Genomic DNA, 17,211 nt, shown 5'->3' on the forward strand with positions numbered 1-17,211 from the left:
AATTCTAAAGCTATGTCTGATAAGTTGGTTACCGTTGCCCGTTTTAGCTATCTGCACCGTGCTTACCTGATGAAAGGTTGGCTCGATTCGGCCGGTATCGAAAGCTGCATTCTGAATCAGGGATTGCGCTATGCTATCCGTGCCGAAGCCCACAACCGGGTTGAACTTCAGGTCAGGGAAGGAGATGTGGAAAAAGCTTTGGAAATCATCGACCAGGTAAATAAAAAGTACGGGCCCGAATTCCAGGAACCAGACGATATGGTTTCTGCCATCCGGCGAATTCTTGTGCCGATAGATTTTTCCGCTTTTGCGCTTAATGCTGCAAAGTACGCTGTGCATGTGGCGAAACAAAAGCAGGCCGAACTGGTATTGGTTCATGCCTTTTTTAATCCGATTGTTAGTCCATGGGGATACGACAATACCTACATCTATCCGAGCAGTGTTACCGATGCACTTAATGAAATAGAGGAACATGCCACCAGGGGAATGACAAAATTTGTAGGCGACCTCCGGAAGTATATGGAAGATAAAAACCTAATGGATATTACTTTGACAACACGATTGGTGGGGGGGATTGCTGAAGAAACTATTCTGGAACTGTCGGACAGCGAAAATTTTGATTTGATTGTTCTCGGCGCCAAGGGAAAATCGCGGTCAGACTACTGGTATGGTAGTGTAGCAGCCAAGATTATGCAGAAAGCGAAGATTCCGGTGCTGGCTATTCCTGAAAATTCCGTTTACAAGGATGAGATGTTTAAGCGCATCATGTATGCGACAAACTTTGATAAGTCGGACGGTCCGGCTATCCGGATGTTACTGAATATCGCCCGGCCTCTGGATGTGCATATTCACGTGGTACATATCGATACGACGAATGAAAATCCTTTTGCTAACTACGATTTAAATCATTTTAAAGAGAAGTATGCCGGAATTCCGGAAGATATTCCCATGGATTTCGATTTAATCAAGAATGATAATCAGGTAAAAGGTATCGAGCAATATATCAAGGACAAAGAGATTGATGTTATTTCACTTACAACACATAAGCGGAATCTGCTTACCTCTATTCTGAAGCCGAGTGTGGCCCGTGAGTTATTGTTCCAGACCACTATACCGCTCTTGGTTTTTCATTCAAAGGAATAGGTTGAATAATAGTTTATTAAATGAATAAACTGAACTTAAACTTGAGGGCTGCTGATAATGTAGCCCTTTTTTATGTTCGGAATGATGGTTTGTTTTTATTTTTGTGTCTTAACGAATGATTGACAGGTGTGATTTTCTCAACAGCATATCCCGAAATATTTATCCTTCTCTGTCTGGCATTAGCTTGGTTTTTAACTCGGTTGCTTTATCGTACCAGTGATGCATTCGATAATCTGAGCCGATTGCAGTTATGGTCGATGAAAGGATTGCGGTTTGCAGTGCTCTTTCTGATGACATTTTTATTGCTTTCGCCTGTGATTAAGCTAAAGAAGAGAGTGAAGAATAAACCATTGATTTTGGTTTTGCAGGATAATTCCTCCTCCATGCTCAATCATCCGGATTCGGTGAAGATTCGTTCTGCTTTGGATTCGCTGAAAGATCAATTGACTTCTGAACTTTCAGGTGTAGCTGATTTGAAGTGGTACGCGTTTTCCGATTCTGTTCAGAAGGAAACCAGCCCTGATTACAAAGGTAATTTGTCAAATTATTCAGATGCAATTCAGACGGTTGCGGGGCAACACGCTTATGAGAAGCCGGCGGCTATGTTGGTTATTGGCGACGGAATTTACAATGCCGGACAGAATCCGGTCAACCTCGTTAAAACGCTTGGATATCCAGTGTATTCTGTTTTGGAGGGAGATACAACATTGCATAGTGATTTACGAATAAGCCGGGTGCGGGCCAATCCAACTGCCTTTCCGGGAAAAGCGTTTCCGGTGGAAGTAGAGATTAGCGGACAAGGTTTGCAACCTGGGCAAAATCGCATTTCCATTACACAAAACGGGAGAGTAGTTGGGCAGCGGATTATTCGGATTACCGGACCTTCCGTTTTTCTTCAGGAATCCTTTCGGGTAAAAAGCGATAAGCCGGGATTGCAGCATTACAAAATTCAGGTGAATCCGGTCGCAGGAGAGCAAAATATTGCCAATAATACGCGAATACTCACCATTGATGTGCTGAATAATCAGCGGAAAATTTTGATATTGGCCGGGGCACCTCATCCCGACATTGGTGCACTGACCGATGCGCTGGAATCCGATCCGCAGTTCAGAGTGGTGGTGGCTCCGTTCGCTCATTTTGAGGATTACTCACCGCAGAAGTTTAATTTACTCATCTTTTATCAGTTACCTGGAACAGGAGGAGCCGGAATTTCTCATCTGAAACGTTTCATCGATTCACGGACTTCCCGTTGGTTTATTCTGGGAGCTAAAAGCAGTATTTCGGCTTTTAATAAGTTAAATACTGGTATGAAAATTGTTGGTGGAAATGAACAGTTGGCAGACGTTCAGATGAAGATTAACCCCGGCTTTGGCTTGTTCCATCCGGATATACGGCTAAATGAATGGCTGGGTACGCAAATGCCTTTGGTTGTCCCGGAAGGAAAGACGGAAGTGGAGCCCTTCATGGAAACCATGTTCTACCAGACAGGAAAAAACGATGAGAATCCGGCCTTGGTCATGGGGGAGCAGAAAGGTATTAAAAAAGCTATTTTAGCTGGTGAAGGAATCTGGAAATGGCGAATTTCGGCTATGTCAGTCGACGGAAACGAAGGTCTTTTTAATGACTGGATTGTTAACACTGCCCGGTATCTTGCGTTAAAGCGGAATGAAGATCAGTTCAATGTTCACTTCAACCGGATGGTTTTGGCCAACGAGACGGTTCGTTTCTCGGCCACCTTGTTCAACGCGATATATGAACCGGTGCGTAATTCCGCCGTTACATTGGATTTGACTGATGATGCTGGTAAATTATTTCATTACGTTTTCACGGAAGGTGATGATGGATATGAGTTGGATGCGGGGCATTTAACGCCGGGAAGCTATCATTTTTCTGCTATTGCGAAGGTTGGGACAGATTCGCTGAAGGAATCCGGTGATTTTGAGGTGATGGCCACGCAAACTGAAATGCTGGAAACCCGGGCAAATCAGCAGGTGATGAAGGCGATGGCGGAATATTCGGGAGGCAAGGCTTATTATGCTTCTCAATTGGCACAGTTGTTTCCGAATATGAAGAAACTCCTGCAAAGTAAGAGCGAAAGAACGGAAGAAGTAGTGATGATGGATGCCATTCGTTATGAGTTCGTTTTGTTCCTGTTGGTGATTTTGCTGGCAATAGAGTGGTTTTTACGCCGCTATTGGGGTAGCTATTGACGAAAGTATTGATTCAATCAGATTTTTCTACTTGAGTTAATTCTTTAATTGATGTAATTAAACTATTTGTTGTTTAATTGAATATATATTTATAGGTATAATAAAAAGATTCTTGAATAGGTGTCAGATGAATAGAACCCGCCTCATATTTTATTTTCTTTTTGCGCTGATAGGTGTTTCCTTGCTTGGTGGTTGCTCGGCTGTCCGGACGGTTAATATCCAGCTGCTTCAGCCGCCACCTTCCTATGTTCCCGATTCCATTCAAAGTCTGACGGTTTTTAACCGGAGCATGACACCTGATTTTAAAAACTGGGATCGTGATTCGCTGGAACAGTTGCTGTCTGACCGTCATTTGGAGTTGGATACTACACTTCGCGATAGCATTGCTGCTGATACGGTAATTCAGGTGGCAGCACATCAATTGTTCAATTCCGGACGGTTTGATGTGGTTATTCCCAAGGAAAAAAATCTGACGAACTTCCTGCCTTCGACCATTAGCCCCGAGCCTCTGGATTGGGAGTTCGTATCGACTATGTGCCAAAACTTCAATACCGATGCTCTTCTGGTGTTGGAAAGTTTCAGTGAGGAGATCAACACCGATTTCGACAGCGGTTATGAACAGGATTTTTCCGGTAATATGGTCGAAACCTATTATGGAGCATTAGATCTTACGTATCACTCCAGGTGGAGACTTTACGATCCGAAACATCGTGAAAGAATTAGGACTTTCGATGTTACCGATACAATTTTCTGGGATTCTTACGGATACACAGCCGAAGAGATGTACTACAAACTGCCGTCGATAAAGGAAGCACTGATAGAAGGCGGAGTAGTTACCGGGCAGGATCTGGCTCGCAAAATCGCTCCACAGTGGAAGGATGCGCGCAGACACATGTTCGCGACCGGGCAGAAAGATATTGATAAAGCCATTCCTTTGGCAGAAAAGGGTGATTGGGAGGCAGCTCAAAAGATTTGGGAACAGTATGCCGATGTTGGCTCAAAAAGCAGAAGGAGTAAGGTGGAGTTTAATCTGGCGCTGGCCAATGAAATGAACGGCGATATCGAAGAAGCGATTGCATGGGGAGTGAAGTCGTACAAGACTTACTACCGGCACCAAACAGACGAATATCTCAGAACACTGGACAAACGAAGAAAATTACTGAATCAGATCGACGAAGAGAAAGAGACCGATTAATCATTAGGTCAGGTAGGGGACTAAACTCGCCGGTCAAAATAAATACTGAAATCATGAAAACATGTCGGTTTATTTTGGCGATAGTGGCCAGCACACTTGTTTTTGCTTCATGTACCACCACTCAATTGGTTCCCATCGAAGTACTGAAACCCGGCAAGGTGACGCTTCCTGCACATATGCGAGATTTGGCGTTTATAGCCCGTAATTTTAAATACGACGTCGATACACTGGGTAATTACTATAGTTTCAATTATAAGCTAAAAAAGGCCTCTGAAAAGCAAAATGAGGGGCTTGATAGCTTGGCAGTCCATTCCGCATTAGGCAATCTTCAGAAGAAAATACTGGCTACGGGACGTTACGATACGATTGTGACGTATCCGTACAATGCCATTCGACCACATCGTGGTAAGCATGTTTTGCCCTTGTCGCCTAATTTTGTAACACAAATATGTCAGGAAAGCCATGTTGACGGGCTGGTGGCGCTGGAAATGCTGAGCTATTTCTATTCCAAAGTAACCCCGGGAGTGCGAGATGATTCAGGAGAATCCAGTGTGAAAATCAATGCGCTTTGGGCACTTTACCTACCGGGAAAGGACAAGCCAGTCGACCATTTTCGCTATACTGACAATTTGGTTTGGGAGCGCTACGACCAATATGGCAATCTGGATATGAAGAAAGTGAATCCGGACCGAAAAGCAGCGGTCGAAATGGCTGCTCAAATTGCCGGAGAGCAATATGCCCATCATATGGGACCTTTGTGGGCAACGGCCAACCGTACCATTGTGACCCCTTCCGGTGATGAATGGAAAAAAGCCACGCAAATGGCGCAGAAAAACCGATGGGAGGAAGCTGCGGCTATCTGGAACCGGCTTGCTTCGGTTCAGGGTGCTAAAAACCGTGGAATTGCAGAACTAAACCTGGCTGTTGCTGCCGAAATGATGAACCAAATGGATTTAGCCGTTAGTTGGGCATCAAAAGCGGTGAAATCGATGGATGGTAAACGATATGGTCCTGTGGCGGGACAGTACCTCGCTGTTCTTTTGGCCCGCCAAAAACAAATTTCCAGACTAAACCAACAAATGAAATAATGAAACCTAAACATCTATTATTGAGTATTTTAGTTGTTTTCTTGTTTTCGGGGTGTTATACGACCAATAATTTTGGATTTGTCGATATGCAGGTGATGGAGCCTGCCGTCGTTTCGTTGCCCGATAGTGTTGTGAACCTCGCTTTGGTCGATTTTCACCGGAATCCAGTCTCGAATGGAATTGAATTCAAGACGAATGCAGATAGCGTCGTCAACTGCTATGCTGCTACCAGTCTGAAAGGATTTGAATCACAAACAGACAGTGTTCAGTACTTTCATCATGTTGCTGTAGTACACGACGGGCTTGACTTTTTCCCGAAAGGACTGGCGTTACCCGATTCCGTTTTGCGCTCTAAAATGTCGGCTTTTTGTGATTCCATGGGAGTTCAGGCTCTGGTTGGTCTTGATACCGTTTGGATAAGTGATAACAGCACTAATAAACAGCTCGTAAAACGGGTGGTTCTGGGCTCACGGTGGAGTTTCTTTAATACACTTGGAGGTTCAAACACGTATTGGAAAATATACGCCGATACCATGCTCTGGATTCCTAACCGGGCGGAAATAATTGCTTATGAGAAAAACAACAGATACCCGAAAACTTTTGTCAACGTGCTTGAAAAGTATGGCGAAAACAATGGTATCCGGGTGGCTATGTTGTTTGTTCCTTCCTGGAGATGGACTGACCGTTTGATTTATTATTCGGGTAACGAAGAGATGAAAAGAGCCGATAGTCTGGTCGTGAAAAATCAATGGGAGGAAGCCGCTGAAATCTGGACGAAGATGGCCAAAAGCGATAATAAAAACATCGAAGCAAAGGCGACTTACAATATGGCTTTGGCCTGCGAAATGCTCGGTCATCTTGAATTGGCACTCGAATGGGCTTCCAAATCATATCATGTGTACAATAACGAAGACCATAAGCAGAAATGCATGGACTACATTAATATCCTGGCTACACGCTTGCAACAGCAGCGAAAGCTGAAAAAGCAGTTTGGCGGTTGATGTTGGTTGTTGTGGAATGTGATATTTTGTACATTCGCTCCGCACAAATCAATTTTTACATTCGATGCATAATTCTGTTTATTATATCATCTTGGTAATCATTGTTCTTGACTTTGTTTTTGAACGTTACCTCGAATACCTGAATTCAAACTCTTTATCAGTCAATCTCCCTGACGAGCTGAAGGGAATATACAATGAGGAACAATATGCCCGGTCACAGAAATATGAAAAGGCTAAAAGCCGGTTCTCTCTGATTACAGCTACTCTGAGTTTCTTTGTGGTTATCCTGATGTTTGCCTTTGGCGGTTTTGGTTGGCTCGATAATTACCTGAGGCAGTGGACAACCAATCCTATTTGGCTGGCTTTGTTGTTTTTTGGCATCATTGGCCTTGCTTCCGATATCCTTACTTTGCCATTTGGTTGGTACAGCACCTTTGTTATCGAAGAGCGGTTTGGTTTTAATAAAACTACCGTGAAGACTTTCATCCTCGATCATATCAAAAGCTTGTTGCTTGCTGCTGTTATCGGGGGTGGTTTGCTGGCGTTGATTGTATGGATTTACGAACAGACACAGGGAATGTTCTGGATCTACACCTTGATCGTTATTACAGCTTTCTCGCTGTTTATGACGATGTTTTACTCTACATTGATAGTTCCACTTTTCAATAAGCAGAAGCCGCTGCAAGACGGGGAGTTACGGGATGCTATTCAACGTTTTTCTGAAAGGGCAGGATTCAAACTGGACAATATTTTTGTTATCGATGGCTCGAAACGTTCGACCAAAGCGAATGCCTATTTTACTGGTTTTGGCGCGAAAAAACGTATCGTGCTATATGATACACTAATGGACGAGATGGAAAACGAAGAGATTGTGGCTGTATTGGCACACGAAATAGGTCATTACAAGAAGAAGCATATTGTTTTCGGTTTATCATTGTCGTTGCTGAATACGGCAGTGATGCTGTATATCTTCTCACTTGTCGTTGGTCAGCCGGAACCCGCTTTGGCTTTGGGAGCGAATGTGGTAAGTTTTCATGTGGGACTGGTAGCTTTTGGAATTTTGTACACGCCACTTTCTTTCCTTATCGGGATGGGCATGAATGTTTTTTCCCGGAAAAACGAGTACCAGGCCGACAGTTTCGCTGCAAGTTATGGATTGGCTGAAGCGTTGGGGAATTCGTTGAAAAAGCTTTCGGTGAAAAACCTGAGCAATCTGACGCCACACAAAGCGTATGTTTTTTTCCATTACTCGCATCCACCGTTGTTGGCCCGTTTGAAGAATCTAAAAAAGTAGCTGGTGTTTTTATTCCTTCCACTGGTATATCCGCACGTAATCGATCTGGTATTCGGCCGGGAAAATTGAGTCATCTATTCCTTGCTGACCACCCCATGAGCCGCCAATGGCCAGGTTAATAAGTAAAAATTGCGGCTTGTTAAAAGGCCAGGCACCTTCACCTTCGCCGTTGTCTTTGCAGGTAAAGTAGGGGACGCCTTCTATGGAAAAGACCAGTTGATTACGATACCAGTCAACGGCAAATACGTGAAACTCTTTCCATGGTTTTTCGTGGCGGACTTTATCACCCCGGCCAGTTCCGAGCATGTGGTTATAATCACGGGTATGCACGTTGGCATAAATGGTATCGGGATTGAAACCAACATATTCCATGATATCAATCTCACCACAAGCAGGCCAGCTCACACTGTCTATATTACTTCCAAGTGTCCAGATTGCTGGCCAAACTCCCCGTCCTTTGGGAAGCCGGGCACGTACTTCAATTCTTCCGTAGGTGAAATTAAAGGTCTTCTTTGTGTTCAGACTTGCCGAGGTATATTCAGCTCCTTCGAAAGGTTCCTTTCGTGCTGTAATGATAAGTTTTCCGTCATTTACGCGGGCATTTTCCAGTCGATGACCGGTGTAGTACTGAGCTTCGTTGTTGCGAACCATGCCGGTTTCATCGTTCCACTTGGTAGTGTCGGGAAGGCCTTCGTAATCAAATTCGTCAGACCAAACCAGTTGTAATTCTTGTGCATTGATAATCAAAGGAAAGAGGCAGAGAAGTAAAACAAGAAAGCGTTTCATAAGGATTGGGTTCGTTTGGGTTCATTCAAAAGTAGTGATTTGATTGATTAATATTTAGTTGTGTATCTAATTTTTCCTGTTAAATGTAAAATCCCGACAGATGCTTCTACCAGAAACATACTGCCGGGATGTACAACCAGTGGCCGGAATCATCGTTTAACTTTATTCATAGTATGGCCTCTGATAAAACATGGGGTCATTGTTATTTGATTTTTTGTCTTTTAACATTTTGTAGATCATCTGGTCGAGTTTTTTCTGTTGATCTGAATTCATCACCGTTCTCATCTTTTCCACCGTGGAGTAGGCCGCCATCATAACACTGGTTTTTGTTTCAGCAATGGAAGAGAGTTGTTCTTTCACTGTCTTGTCATTCGCATTGTTCATCAACTCATTGTGCAGTAGTTGGTTCATCTTGCTAAGTTCACCTTCCAAACCGTCTTTCTTTTGAAGGTATTCGGTTCGTAAGTCAACCAGTTCTTCGTATTCCTTGTCCGACAACGATAGCTCAAGCCGGAGTTCCGGAATCTGATTGACGATAAACAAATAGGGTTTCATTACATTCGGGTAAGCCGGACCGTGGTATCCCTGCATCATCATTCCCCGGTGTTGGCGCATCATTTGACGGGCCAGCATCATGTTTGGTTGCATTACTCCGGGGCCCATCATATGAGGTGGATAAATGAATGAGGATAACGTGTCTTTTGCAGCTTTTGAGTGGCTAGCTGCCATAACCGAAGTGCCCATCGTCAGGATAATCAGCATGACGAAAAGCGATAATACTTTCTTTTTCATGACTACTATATTTTATTGAATCCATCGTTTTTGCTCTGTGCTATATGGTGGCAATGTGTTTTTGATTATTTCAACAAACGGTGAAATAAATTGATGGACGCAGAAGTATTAAAGCTTCCTATACTTTGTTAACCAGCGTTAACGAGAGGAAGCCCGAGTGGAGTAAAGAATGTATTTGAAAAGAATGAGAGGGGATTATCCGGCCAGGTTGATCTTTTCCAGCCTTTCGTCATTTAAAATGGTGATGTCTTTCCCTTTTACCTCTATCAATTTCTCGGTAACGAAATCTGTCAGAATACGACTGACCGTTTCCCGGGAAGTCCCTAACAGATCGGCCAAATCGTGCCGGGTGAGCGTTAACTGAAAATGATTACTCCCGTAAAGATTTCTGGAAAAATCGAGCAGCATGCCGGCAACGCGACCGGTAACCTGCGTTTGGATGTGGTTAACACAATTATGAAACTGTCGGAGTTCAATTTTACTGATGGTGGTCAGAATCTCGTATGCAAATTTGCCATTCGATTCAACAAAGCTTTTGAAGGTAGCCCGGTCGATAAAACAACACGAAACAGGTGTCAGGGCAACGGCCGAGTAGTTGTTTATCTTATCACCGATGGTCGTTGGAATTCCCAGGTAGGTGGGAGCTTTTAAAACTTTCAGAATTTGTTCGCGGTTATGTCCCCGCATTGTCAATTTTACGATTCCTTCGCGCAGGTAGACAATGTTACTGGAAAATGCATCCTGCTTAAAAATGACTTCATCCTTATCAAACTCAACTTCTACACTTCGTTTCCCCAGCAGATCAAGCTCATCTATCGAAAGGTGGTTTGCTGCCGCCGAACGTACTTTACAATTCAGGCACAGACACTGACTCATGGTAATAACTACTATTGCTAAACCTTAACGACCCCAAATGTAGCAAAAAATGTGATCGATGTCACACCGAAACAAAATAAACCTCACACCGATTTCTTTTTACCCTGATGTGTATGTCTATACTTTTACCCCTGTTAATATGTCAATGTTTACATAATTATTAAAGCAAGAGAATCATGCCTAAGAGAATGACAATGGCGCTTTTTTCCGGAAGTATCGATAAACTCACCGCAGCGGGGGTGGTACTGACCGGAGCAGCAGCCGATGACATGGATGTCGATATTTATGTGCTTCTGCAAGGAGCACGTGCCTTCAGAAAAGATATCGCTGCAGATTCAACGAAACTGGAAATGGCCGAAAATCCTCAGCTGAAACAAGAATTTCTGGATTCGTTGAAAGCACTGAATGTGAATCCCTGGCTGGAGTTTTTCCGCGATGCCAAAGAGATTTCGAACGTGAAAATTCATGTTTGCGGCCTGGCGGGAAAAATCTGGGGTGCTGAAAAACTGGAGGATTTCAACGAATTGGTTGACGATATCGTAGGTATCAGCGAGTACATCACCGCGGCCCAGGAATCTGACGTACACTTGTTCATTTAATTAAAGAGGGTTTGATTGTGGAAGAGAAAATACTGGAACTGGAACGTCGAATCAAGCAACTGGAAGCCACCAAAAAGAAGGACCAACTTTCGATGGTCGTTTTCTCAGGTGAACTCGATAAACTTCTGGCTGCTATGATTATTGCCACAGGTGCTACCGCGATGGACATGGAAGTAAAGCTTTTCTTCACTTTCTGGGCTATTTCCGCTTTGCGCGACAAAGAGAAAAGGGCTGAGAAAAAAGAATTGACATCCAAAATGTTTGGAGCCATGCTTCCGAAAGGCACCTCTGATGTAAAACTATCGAAAATGAACATGGCCGGAGCTGGTTTATCCATGCTTAAGTCATTGATGAAGAAAAAGAACGTAGCCTCTCTTGAAGATTTACTTCAAACAGCTGGTGAGTTAGGTGTCGAGATCAATATTTGTGAGATGTCGATGAACCTGATGGGATTCAGTAAGGATGAGATGATTGACTATCCGAAGCTGGATTACTGCGGTGTTGGAACCTATCTCTCTGATGCAGAAGAGAGTGCTATTCAATTATTCATATAATAAAACTCAAAGTTATGTCACAGGAAGAATTAGTTGCAATTCAGGCAGACAAAGTTGTTGATGCTCGTGGTACTGCTTGTCCAGGTCCGCTGTTGGCCGCCAAAAAAGCCATTGCTGAAATCAAATCAGGCGAAGTAATGGAAATTCTTTCAGCCGATGAAGGTACCAAAAAGGATATTCCCAAATGGGCTACCAAGAAAAACCATGAATACATGGGAACCGTCGAAGAATCAGGCTTTTTCAAAATTTATCTGCGCAAAGCGTAAGTTTTAAACAAAAGACTAAAATGGCGAACAAAGCTCCCAAGATTTTAGTGTTTTCAACGGAAAAGATTTCCGACCCCGCGATTGATCTCGCGGGGTTGTTGAAAATGCATTACCCGCCAACCGTTTATTCCATTCCGTTACGATGCTCCAGCTCAGTGAAATCACGGTGGATTATGCATGCTTTCGAACAGGGATTTGATGGTGTTTTTATTGCTGCCGACGGAACCGATTGCTCTTATGGTGAAAGTTGTGTCGATAAAACAGCTGCCATTATTGCTCAAACGCATGAGATGATGAAGGCAAAAGGGATTGAACCGGCCCGTTTGAAGATGGCGGCATTGTGCTCGGTGTGTGCCGAACCGTTTGTAAAACACATGAAATCTTTTTACGAAGCGCTTTCCAAAACACCGGCGTAAACGGAATTTTTTACGATTAGAAATGTAACATGGAGAACGAAGTATTAACATACGACGCACTGGTTGTTGGTGGTGGAATTGCCGGCGAGGAAACAGCGCTGAATTTGGCTAAGATGGACTACAAGGTCCTTCTGGTGGAGAAGGAACTCTCGATTGGCGGTAAAATGATTCTGCTGAGCAAGGTTTTTCCTACACTCGACTGTGCTGCGTGTATTACCACACCAAAAGTATCGGAAACAGCCCGGCATCCCAATATTACCATCTTTACCGGTAGCGAGGTAAAAGGAATTGAAAAGAAAGGCGAACGGAACTTTGAAGCCCGTATTTTACGCAATCCCCGTTATGTGAAAGAGGACGCTTGTACGGGTTGTCAGGAATGCGAACCAGTTTGCCCGGTAGTAGTGAAAGATCAGTACCAGTTTGATCTGGTTGGCCGGAAAGCGGTTTTTGTGCCGTTTAGCATTGCCAATCCGCGTATTGCTGCCATCGATATCGAAAACTGTTCGTTGTGTGGTGCCTGCGAAAAGGCTTGTCCGTCGGATGCAATCGACTTTTCCCAGGAGCCTGAAGAGAAGACCTATCAGTTTAAAAGCGTAGTAGTGGCTACGGGATACAAACTATTCGATCCCATTAAGATGCCGCGTTACGGTTATGGAAAACACAAAAATATTATCACCTCCATGCAGATGGAGCGTGAACTGGCTCCGACACGTCCTTTCAATACGATTCTGCGTCCGGGTGATGGAAAAATGCCCGATAACCTGGCGTATGTCCTTTGTACGGGCTCCCGTGACCATACTGTGGGAAATCCAATTTGCTCGCAGGTTTGCTGCATGTATTCCATCAAGCAGGCACAATTACTGATGGGAGCATTACCCATGGCCGATGTAACCATTTACTACTTGCATATTCGCTCGTTTGGTAAAGGATTCAACGAATTCTACGAAACTGCCAAAGGTATGGGTGTTGAATTTGTGAAAGGAAAAATCGGTAAAATTTCTGAAAAAGAGAATGGTAACCTCATTTTGAGGTACGATGATATTGAAACCGGCCAGGTGAAAGAGGTCGAGCACGATATGGTGGTGCTTTCAGTAGGAATTTTGGCCAACGACGAAATCGGTCAGGTTTTCAAGACCCAGAAACTGGAATTTGATGATTATCGGTACGTGAAGCAAATCGATGAACTGAAACGTCCGGCTATGACGAATATCGACGGTGTGTTTGTGGCAGGTGCTGCTTCCGGACCAATGGATATTCCGGATTCAATCCTATCTGCCGGATCGGCGTCATCCGAAGCAGCCAGTTATCTTGCGGAAGTTGAGTAAATGATTGTATCAGTGGCTGTAAGAATAGATTACTTGAATAATGAATTAAATTAATTTGGGAATATTTCCCGGTAAAGTTTTCGATGTTTTTGCTTTTTCGGAACGAATAAACGCTTCGTCGCGGCATCCGGGGTTTCCTAACTTTCAACTCATTTTGCATGAAGAACAAGATTGGCGTATACGTTTGTCACTGTGGCGGTAATATTTCCGACGTTGTTGATGTCAACAAAGTCAGGGAAGAAGCCGAAAAGATTGGCGGCGTTGCCATTGCCAAACATACCATTTTTGCCTGTGCCGATTCCTCACAGAAGGAAATCGCGGAAGACATCAAAAACCTGGGACTCGATGGAATTGTAGTGGCTTCCTGCTCCCCGAAACTACACCTCTTTACTTTCCGTGCAGTTGCTGAACGGGCCGGACTGAATCCGTATAACTATGTTCACGCAAATATCCGTGAGCAAAGTTCATGGGCACACTCCGATGATAAAAAAGGTGCAACCGAAAAGGCCATTGCCCTGGTGCGTTCCGCTGTAGAGCGGGTTTCCCACTCAGTGGCCATGGAACCGGTTTCCATTTCAGCAAAAAATATTACGACAGTAGTTGGCGCTGGAGTAGCCGGAATGAAGGCAGCTATTGAGCTGGCTGATATGGGTTCGCAAGTGTACCTGATTGAAAAAGCGCACTATGTTGGTGGTCGCACTTCGCAATGGGGCGAGCTTTTTATGCCTGGCGAAACCGGAAAATCAGTTGTATCATATCTTTACCAGGAAGTAAATAAGCGTCAGAATATCAATCTGTTTACAGGTGCTGAACTTGTTTCAAAGAAAGGAAGTGTCGGTAACTTCGAGATTGAGGTGAAAATCACTCCGCGTGGCATAAAGAAAGATGCTGATACTTCCGGACTGGAGAAAGCTATTCAGGTTTGTCCGGTGGAAGTTTCTGATGGATTCAACTTCGGTATCACCAAGCGGAAAGCGTTGATGAATTATCATCCCGGCCAATTTCCGGAAATCGCCTCCATCGATGCAGCAACTTGCACCCAATGTGGTAAATGTGCCGAAGTTAGCGAAGCTGTCGATTTGAACCTGGAAGAAGAGCGTATTACGCTTCAAACCGGCTCGCTGATGATTACCACCGGCTTTGATCCCTATGAGCCGGAGAAATCAGAATTTGGTTATGGTGACTACGATAATGTTATCACTCTGCCGCAACTGGAACGCTACCTGGAACTTAACGGTCAAGATCTGGTCGTCAATGGAAAGAAAATCCGGAGTATGGCCTATATCTACTGTGTCGGAAGCCGTCAGCCGGAAGGCGAGAACAAATATTGCTCGCGTTACTGCTGTACCTCTGCTGTTCACAGTGCTATTAAGGTGCGTGAAAAAGTGCCGGAAATGACTGTTTATCACATCAACCGGGGCATTCGTACTTACGGTAAACAGGAGGTACTTTACGAAAAGTCATCGAAAAACGGCGATATCTATATTCAGTTCAATGAAGATACGTTCCCGGAAGTTTCAAGGAATGGAAAGCATACGGTAGTTAAAGTAAATGATATCCTAACGGCCGGGAAAGAACTTGAGATAGAGCCTGATTTGGTGGTTCTTGTCACCGGAATGATACCGCGGAAAGACAATGCAATAGGTGAGTCGCTGAAGATTCCTCGTGGACGGGATAAATTTTACAACGAAATTCACCCGAAACTGCGCCCGGTGGAAACTACCATTGATGGCGTGCTGATTGCCGGTGTTTGCCAGGGCCCGAAAAACATTACCGAATCGGTGAAATCTTCGTTGGCAGCAGCTGCCAAGACATATTCGCTGTTGAAACGAGAGGAAATCACGCTTGAGCCCATCATGGCGACGGTTGACTCGGAGAAATGTGAAGCTTGCGACAAATGTACAACGGCCTGTCCGTTCGGAGCTTTCGAATTTATTGAAGAGAACGGAAAGAAAGTGGCCCGCGTCATCGAATCGAACTGTAAAGGTTGCGGAATGTGTCTTCCGGTATGTCCGACCGATGCCATTGAGCTTTCCGGTTACACCAATACCGAAATTGAAGGCATGATTGATGCCCTTACGGAAAGTGATTATTAACGCCGAATTGTAAACTGTATAACAATCGATAAGATGGCAGGAGAAAAACAACGTACCGTCAAGGTAATGAAGGAAAAGCGGACGGTTTCGGATGAGGTGAAAGCCAATATCAAGCATTACAATAAAATGAAGAAGTTAATCAAAGAGGCATTGAAGGAAGGCCCGAAAACCATTCCGGAAATTGCCCGTGCGACTGAACTTCCCGCCCATGAAGCAACCTATTATGTGATGTCGATGCGAAAGTATGGCGATGTGGTGACCGGCGAGATCGATGACATGGACGAGTATTTTTACTATCACTTGAATCAAAAGAACTAAACAGTTATGTCAAAGGTAGATCCTAAACTGGCAAAAGATATAGCAAAGTATGGAGCGGTCGATTTCAGCGCCTGCTACAACTGTGGTAATTGTACAGCCGTTTGTAGTCTGACGGAAGAGAATGCCAGTTTTCCAAGAATGATGATTCGCTACAGTATGCTGGGAATGAAGGAAGAAATTCTGAGCAGCAAAGAACTCTGGATGTGTTATCACTGTGGCGATTGTTCTGCAACCTGTCCTCGTCAGGCCGATCCGGGCGAATTAATGGCTGGTTTACGCCGTTATGCGATTGCGAATTATGAACCATCGGGTATCACGAAGCTCATTTTCAAAAGCAATCCGTTTTCCATTCTGTTGACCCTTGTTTTAGCAACGATTCTGGGTTTCTTTTTACTAACCATGAAACCGGACTTCACGGTATCGCGCTGGATTTTCAGCTGGATGCCTTATGCGGTCATTCACTTGATGGGACTGATTGTCTTTTCCTTTACCGGATTGACGGCTCTTTTGGGTATTTTCAGCATGAGCCGCAGACTGAACAGCAAACACAATACAGACTCAAATAAAACCAAAAAATCAATTTTTCAATCAATAGGCGAGGTTATGACCGAGATTGGAACCATGGGACGTTACCAAAAGTGTTCGACCGACGAAGGTGAATACTGGAGTACCAAACCAAATCTTGTTCGTCCGTGGTTTGTTCACTGGTCTATCATGTGGGGCTTTATCGGCTTGCTGGTAGCTACCATTCTTGACTTCCTGTTTAAAGATCCGGCAACAACCATCTGGCTGCCGTCCCGCATCCTGGGTACCGTTTCCGGATTGTTCCTTATTTACGGAACATCACTGGCGATGTTCTACCGCATCACGAAACCTACGAAAACATATGAGGCCACCAAGCTGGCGGACTGGATGTTCTTGTTCTTCCTGTGGGTGGCCGGCTTAACCGGTTTTTGGATGGAGGTGGCCGTTTCGTTTAATCTGAGTGAAACACTTAGTCAGGTTATCTTCATGATTCACACCATTATATCAATGGAACTGGTCATTCTGTTTGCTTTCTCGAAATTTGCACATGCAGTTTACCGGCCCATTGCACTATATTTTCTGGCCCGGAATAGGGAATAGAAAAAATCCCTCTCTCAATCAATGCTCATATCCGGCTCAAGGCTGTTTTCCAGTCTTGTAGCCGGATTTTTTTATTGCTTGCTATTGCTTTTCTCATTTCGATACCGTAATTTGGTTGCATATACAT

At 44.2% G+C, this 17,211-nt stretch carries 17 protein-coding genes; 14 read left to right on the forward strand and 3 right to left on the reverse strand.

Annotated features, from left to right (window positions below; translation table 11 throughout):
* Positions 1 to 12 precede the first annotated feature (12 nt).
* The 6 genes from T426_RS0108330 (at position 13) to T426_RS0108355 (ending at position 7,931) form a co-directional block, all read left to right on the forward strand.
* Positions 13 to 1,143, forward strand: a complete 1,131-nt coding sequence (locus tag T426_RS0108330) for a universal stress protein (RefSeq protein ID WP_027585525.1) — start codon at positions 13 to 15, stop codon at positions 1,141 to 1,143.
* A gap of 128 nt (positions 1,144 to 1,271) precedes the next feature.
* A complete protein-coding gene (locus T426_RS23150) occupies positions 1,272 to 3,353 on the forward strand; it encodes a hypothetical protein (RefSeq protein WP_036985398.1) in 2,082 nt (693 codons plus the stop codon).
* A gap of 127 nt (positions 3,354 to 3,480) precedes the next feature.
* Positions 3,481 to 4,548, forward strand: coding sequence for a DUF6340 family protein (locus T426_RS0108340; RefSeq protein WP_025865760.1), 1,068 nt, complete (start codon positions 3,481 to 3,483; stop codon positions 4,546 to 4,548).
* A 53-nt stretch (positions 4,549 to 4,601) separates the two neighbouring features.
* Positions 4,602 to 5,636, forward strand: coding sequence for a DUF6340 family protein (locus T426_RS0108345; RefSeq protein ID WP_027585526.1), 1,035 nt, complete (start codon positions 4,602 to 4,604; stop codon positions 5,634 to 5,636).
* Positions 5,636 to 6,637 carry a DUF6340 family protein gene (locus tag T426_RS0108350; RefSeq protein WP_025865762.1) on the forward strand — a complete coding sequence of 334 codons (1,002 nt, stop codon included), beginning with the start codon at positions 5,636 to 5,638 and terminating at the stop codon, positions 6,635 to 6,637. Before T426_RS0108345 ends, T426_RS0108350 begins: the two co-directional genes overlap by 1 nt.
* A 64-nt stretch (positions 6,638 to 6,701) precedes the next feature.
* Positions 6,702 to 7,931, forward strand: a complete 1,230-nt coding sequence (locus tag T426_RS0108355; RefSeq protein ID WP_025865763.1) for a M48 family metallopeptidase — start codon at positions 6,702 to 6,704, stop codon at positions 7,929 to 7,931.
* A 9-nt stretch (positions 7,932 to 7,940) separates the two neighbouring features.
* On the opposite strand, the gene T426_RS23155 is transcribed toward T426_RS0108355, so the two are convergent.
* From T426_RS23155 to T426_RS0108370, 3 genes are all read right to left on the reverse strand, one after another.
* Positions 7,941 to 8,717: a glycoside hydrolase family 16 protein gene (locus T426_RS23155; RefSeq protein WP_025865764.1), complete on the reverse strand. Its 777-nt coding sequence runs from the start codon at positions 8,715 to 8,717 to the stop codon at positions 7,941 to 7,943.
* Positions 8,718 to 8,879: 162 nt separating this feature from the next.
* A complete protein-coding gene (locus T426_RS0108365) occupies positions 8,880 to 9,509 on the reverse strand; it encodes a hypothetical protein (RefSeq protein WP_025865765.1) in 630 nt (209 codons plus the stop codon).
* A 195-nt stretch (positions 9,510 to 9,704) separates the two neighbouring features.
* Positions 9,705 to 10,385: a Crp/Fnr family transcriptional regulator gene (locus T426_RS0108370; RefSeq protein WP_027585527.1), complete on the reverse strand. Its 681-nt coding sequence runs from the start codon at positions 10,383 to 10,385 to the stop codon at positions 9,705 to 9,707.
* Between the two features lie 176 nt (positions 10,386 to 10,561).
* Here T426_RS0108370 and T426_RS0108375 point away from each other — a divergent pair, with 176 nt between their 5' ends.
* The 8 genes from T426_RS0108375 (at position 10,562) to T426_RS0108410 (ending at position 17,084) form a co-directional block, all read left to right on the forward strand.
* Entirely contained in the window at positions 10,562 to 10,984 is a 423-nt protein-coding gene (locus T426_RS0108375; RefSeq protein ID WP_025865768.1) for a DsrE family protein, read from the forward strand.
* Positions 10,985 to 11,001: 17 nt separating this feature from the next.
* The gene (locus T426_RS0108380; RefSeq protein WP_199898698.1) at positions 11,002 to 11,538 is read left to right on the forward strand and encodes a DsrE/DsrF/DrsH-like family protein; all 537 of its coding nucleotides are present in this window, start codon (positions 11,002 to 11,004) and stop codon (positions 11,536 to 11,538) included.
* 14 nt (positions 11,539 to 11,552) lie between these two features.
* Complete coding sequence (locus T426_RS0108385) at positions 11,553 to 11,804, forward strand: sulfurtransferase TusA family protein (protein WP_025865770.1); 252 nt, start codon at positions 11,553 to 11,555, stop codon at positions 11,802 to 11,804.
* Positions 11,805 to 11,824: 20 nt separating this feature from the next.
* Entirely contained in the window at positions 11,825 to 12,220 is a 396-nt protein-coding gene (locus tag T426_RS0108390) for a hydrogenase iron-sulfur subunit (protein WP_025865771.1), read from the forward strand.
* A gap of 29 nt (positions 12,221 to 12,249) precedes the next feature.
* A complete protein-coding gene (locus T426_RS0108395) occupies positions 12,250 to 13,545 on the forward strand; it encodes a CoB--CoM heterodisulfide reductase iron-sulfur subunit A family protein (RefSeq protein ID WP_025865772.1) in 1,296 nt (431 codons plus the stop codon).
* 158 nt (positions 13,546 to 13,703) lie between these two features.
* The gene (locus T426_RS0108400) at positions 13,704 to 15,641 is read left to right on the forward strand and encodes a CoB--CoM heterodisulfide reductase iron-sulfur subunit A family protein (protein ID WP_027585531.1); all 1,938 of its coding nucleotides are present in this window, start codon (positions 13,704 to 13,706) and stop codon (positions 15,639 to 15,641) included.
* Between the two features lie 33 nt (positions 15,642 to 15,674).
* The gene (locus T426_RS0108405; protein WP_025865774.1) at positions 15,675 to 15,959 is read left to right on the forward strand and encodes a hypothetical protein; all 285 of its coding nucleotides are present in this window, start codon (positions 15,675 to 15,677) and stop codon (positions 15,957 to 15,959) included.
* 6 nt (positions 15,960 to 15,965) lie between these two features.
* Positions 15,966 to 17,084, forward strand: coding sequence for a 4Fe-4S dicluster domain-containing protein (locus T426_RS0108410; RefSeq protein WP_025865775.1), 1,119 nt, complete (start codon positions 15,966 to 15,968; stop codon positions 17,082 to 17,084).
* Positions 17,085 to 17,211: the final 127 nt, after the last annotated feature.

It is taken from the genome of Prolixibacter bellariivorans ATCC BAA-1284, assembly GCF_000621705.1.
Lineage (GTDB): Bacteria > Bacteroidota > Bacteroidia > Bacteroidales > Prolixibacteraceae > Prolixibacter > Prolixibacter bellariivorans.

Coding starts and splice junctions, on each gene's coding strand:
- T426_RS0108350 (WP_025865762.1), top strand. CDS start 5,636: ATGAAACCTAAACATCTATTATTGAGTATTTTAGTTGTTTTCTTGTTT.
- T426_RS0108370 (WP_027585527.1), bottom strand. CDS start 10,385: ATGAGTCAGTGTCTGTGCCTGAATTGTAAAGTACGTTCGGCGGCAGCA.
- T426_RS0108400 (WP_027585531.1), top strand. CDS start 13,704: ATGAAGAACAAGATTGGCGTATACGTTTGTCACTGTGGCGGTAATATT.
- T426_RS0108410 (WP_025865775.1), top strand. CDS start 15,966: ATGTCAAAGGTAGATCCTAAACTGGCAAAAGATATAGCAAAGTATGGA.
- T426_RS0108405 (WP_025865774.1), top strand. CDS start 15,675: ATGGCAGGAGAAAAACAACGTACCGTCAAGGTAATGAAGGAAAAGCGG.
- T426_RS0108330 (WP_027585525.1), top strand. CDS start 13: ATGTCTGATAAGTTGGTTACCGTTGCCCGTTTTAGCTATCTGCACCGT.
- T426_RS23155 (WP_025865764.1), bottom strand. CDS start 8,717: ATGAAACGCTTTCTTGTTTTACTTCTCTGCCTCTTTCCTTTGATTATC.
- T426_RS0108345 (WP_027585526.1), top strand. CDS start 4,602: ATGAAAACATGTCGGTTTATTTTGGCGATAGTGGCCAGCACACTTGTT.
- T426_RS0108395 (WP_025865772.1), top strand. CDS start 12,250: ATGGAGAACGAAGTATTAACATACGACGCACTGGTTGTTGGTGGTGGA.
- T426_RS0108365 (WP_025865765.1), bottom strand. CDS start 9,509: ATGAAAAAGAAAGTATTATCGCTTTTCGTCATGCTGATTATCCTGACG.
- T426_RS0108355 (WP_025865763.1), top strand. CDS start 6,702: ATGCATAATTCTGTTTATTATATCATCTTGGTAATCATTGTTCTTGAC.
- T426_RS0108375 (WP_025865768.1), top strand. CDS start 10,562: ATGCCTAAGAGAATGACAATGGCGCTTTTTTCCGGAAGTATCGATAAA.
- T426_RS0108390 (WP_025865771.1), top strand. CDS start 11,825: ATGGCGAACAAAGCTCCCAAGATTTTAGTGTTTTCAACGGAAAAGATT.
- T426_RS0108385 (WP_025865770.1), top strand. CDS start 11,553: ATGTCACAGGAAGAATTAGTTGCAATTCAGGCAGACAAAGTTGTTGAT.
- T426_RS0108340 (WP_025865760.1), top strand. CDS start 3,481: ATGAATAGAACCCGCCTCATATTTTATTTTCTTTTTGCGCTGATAGGT.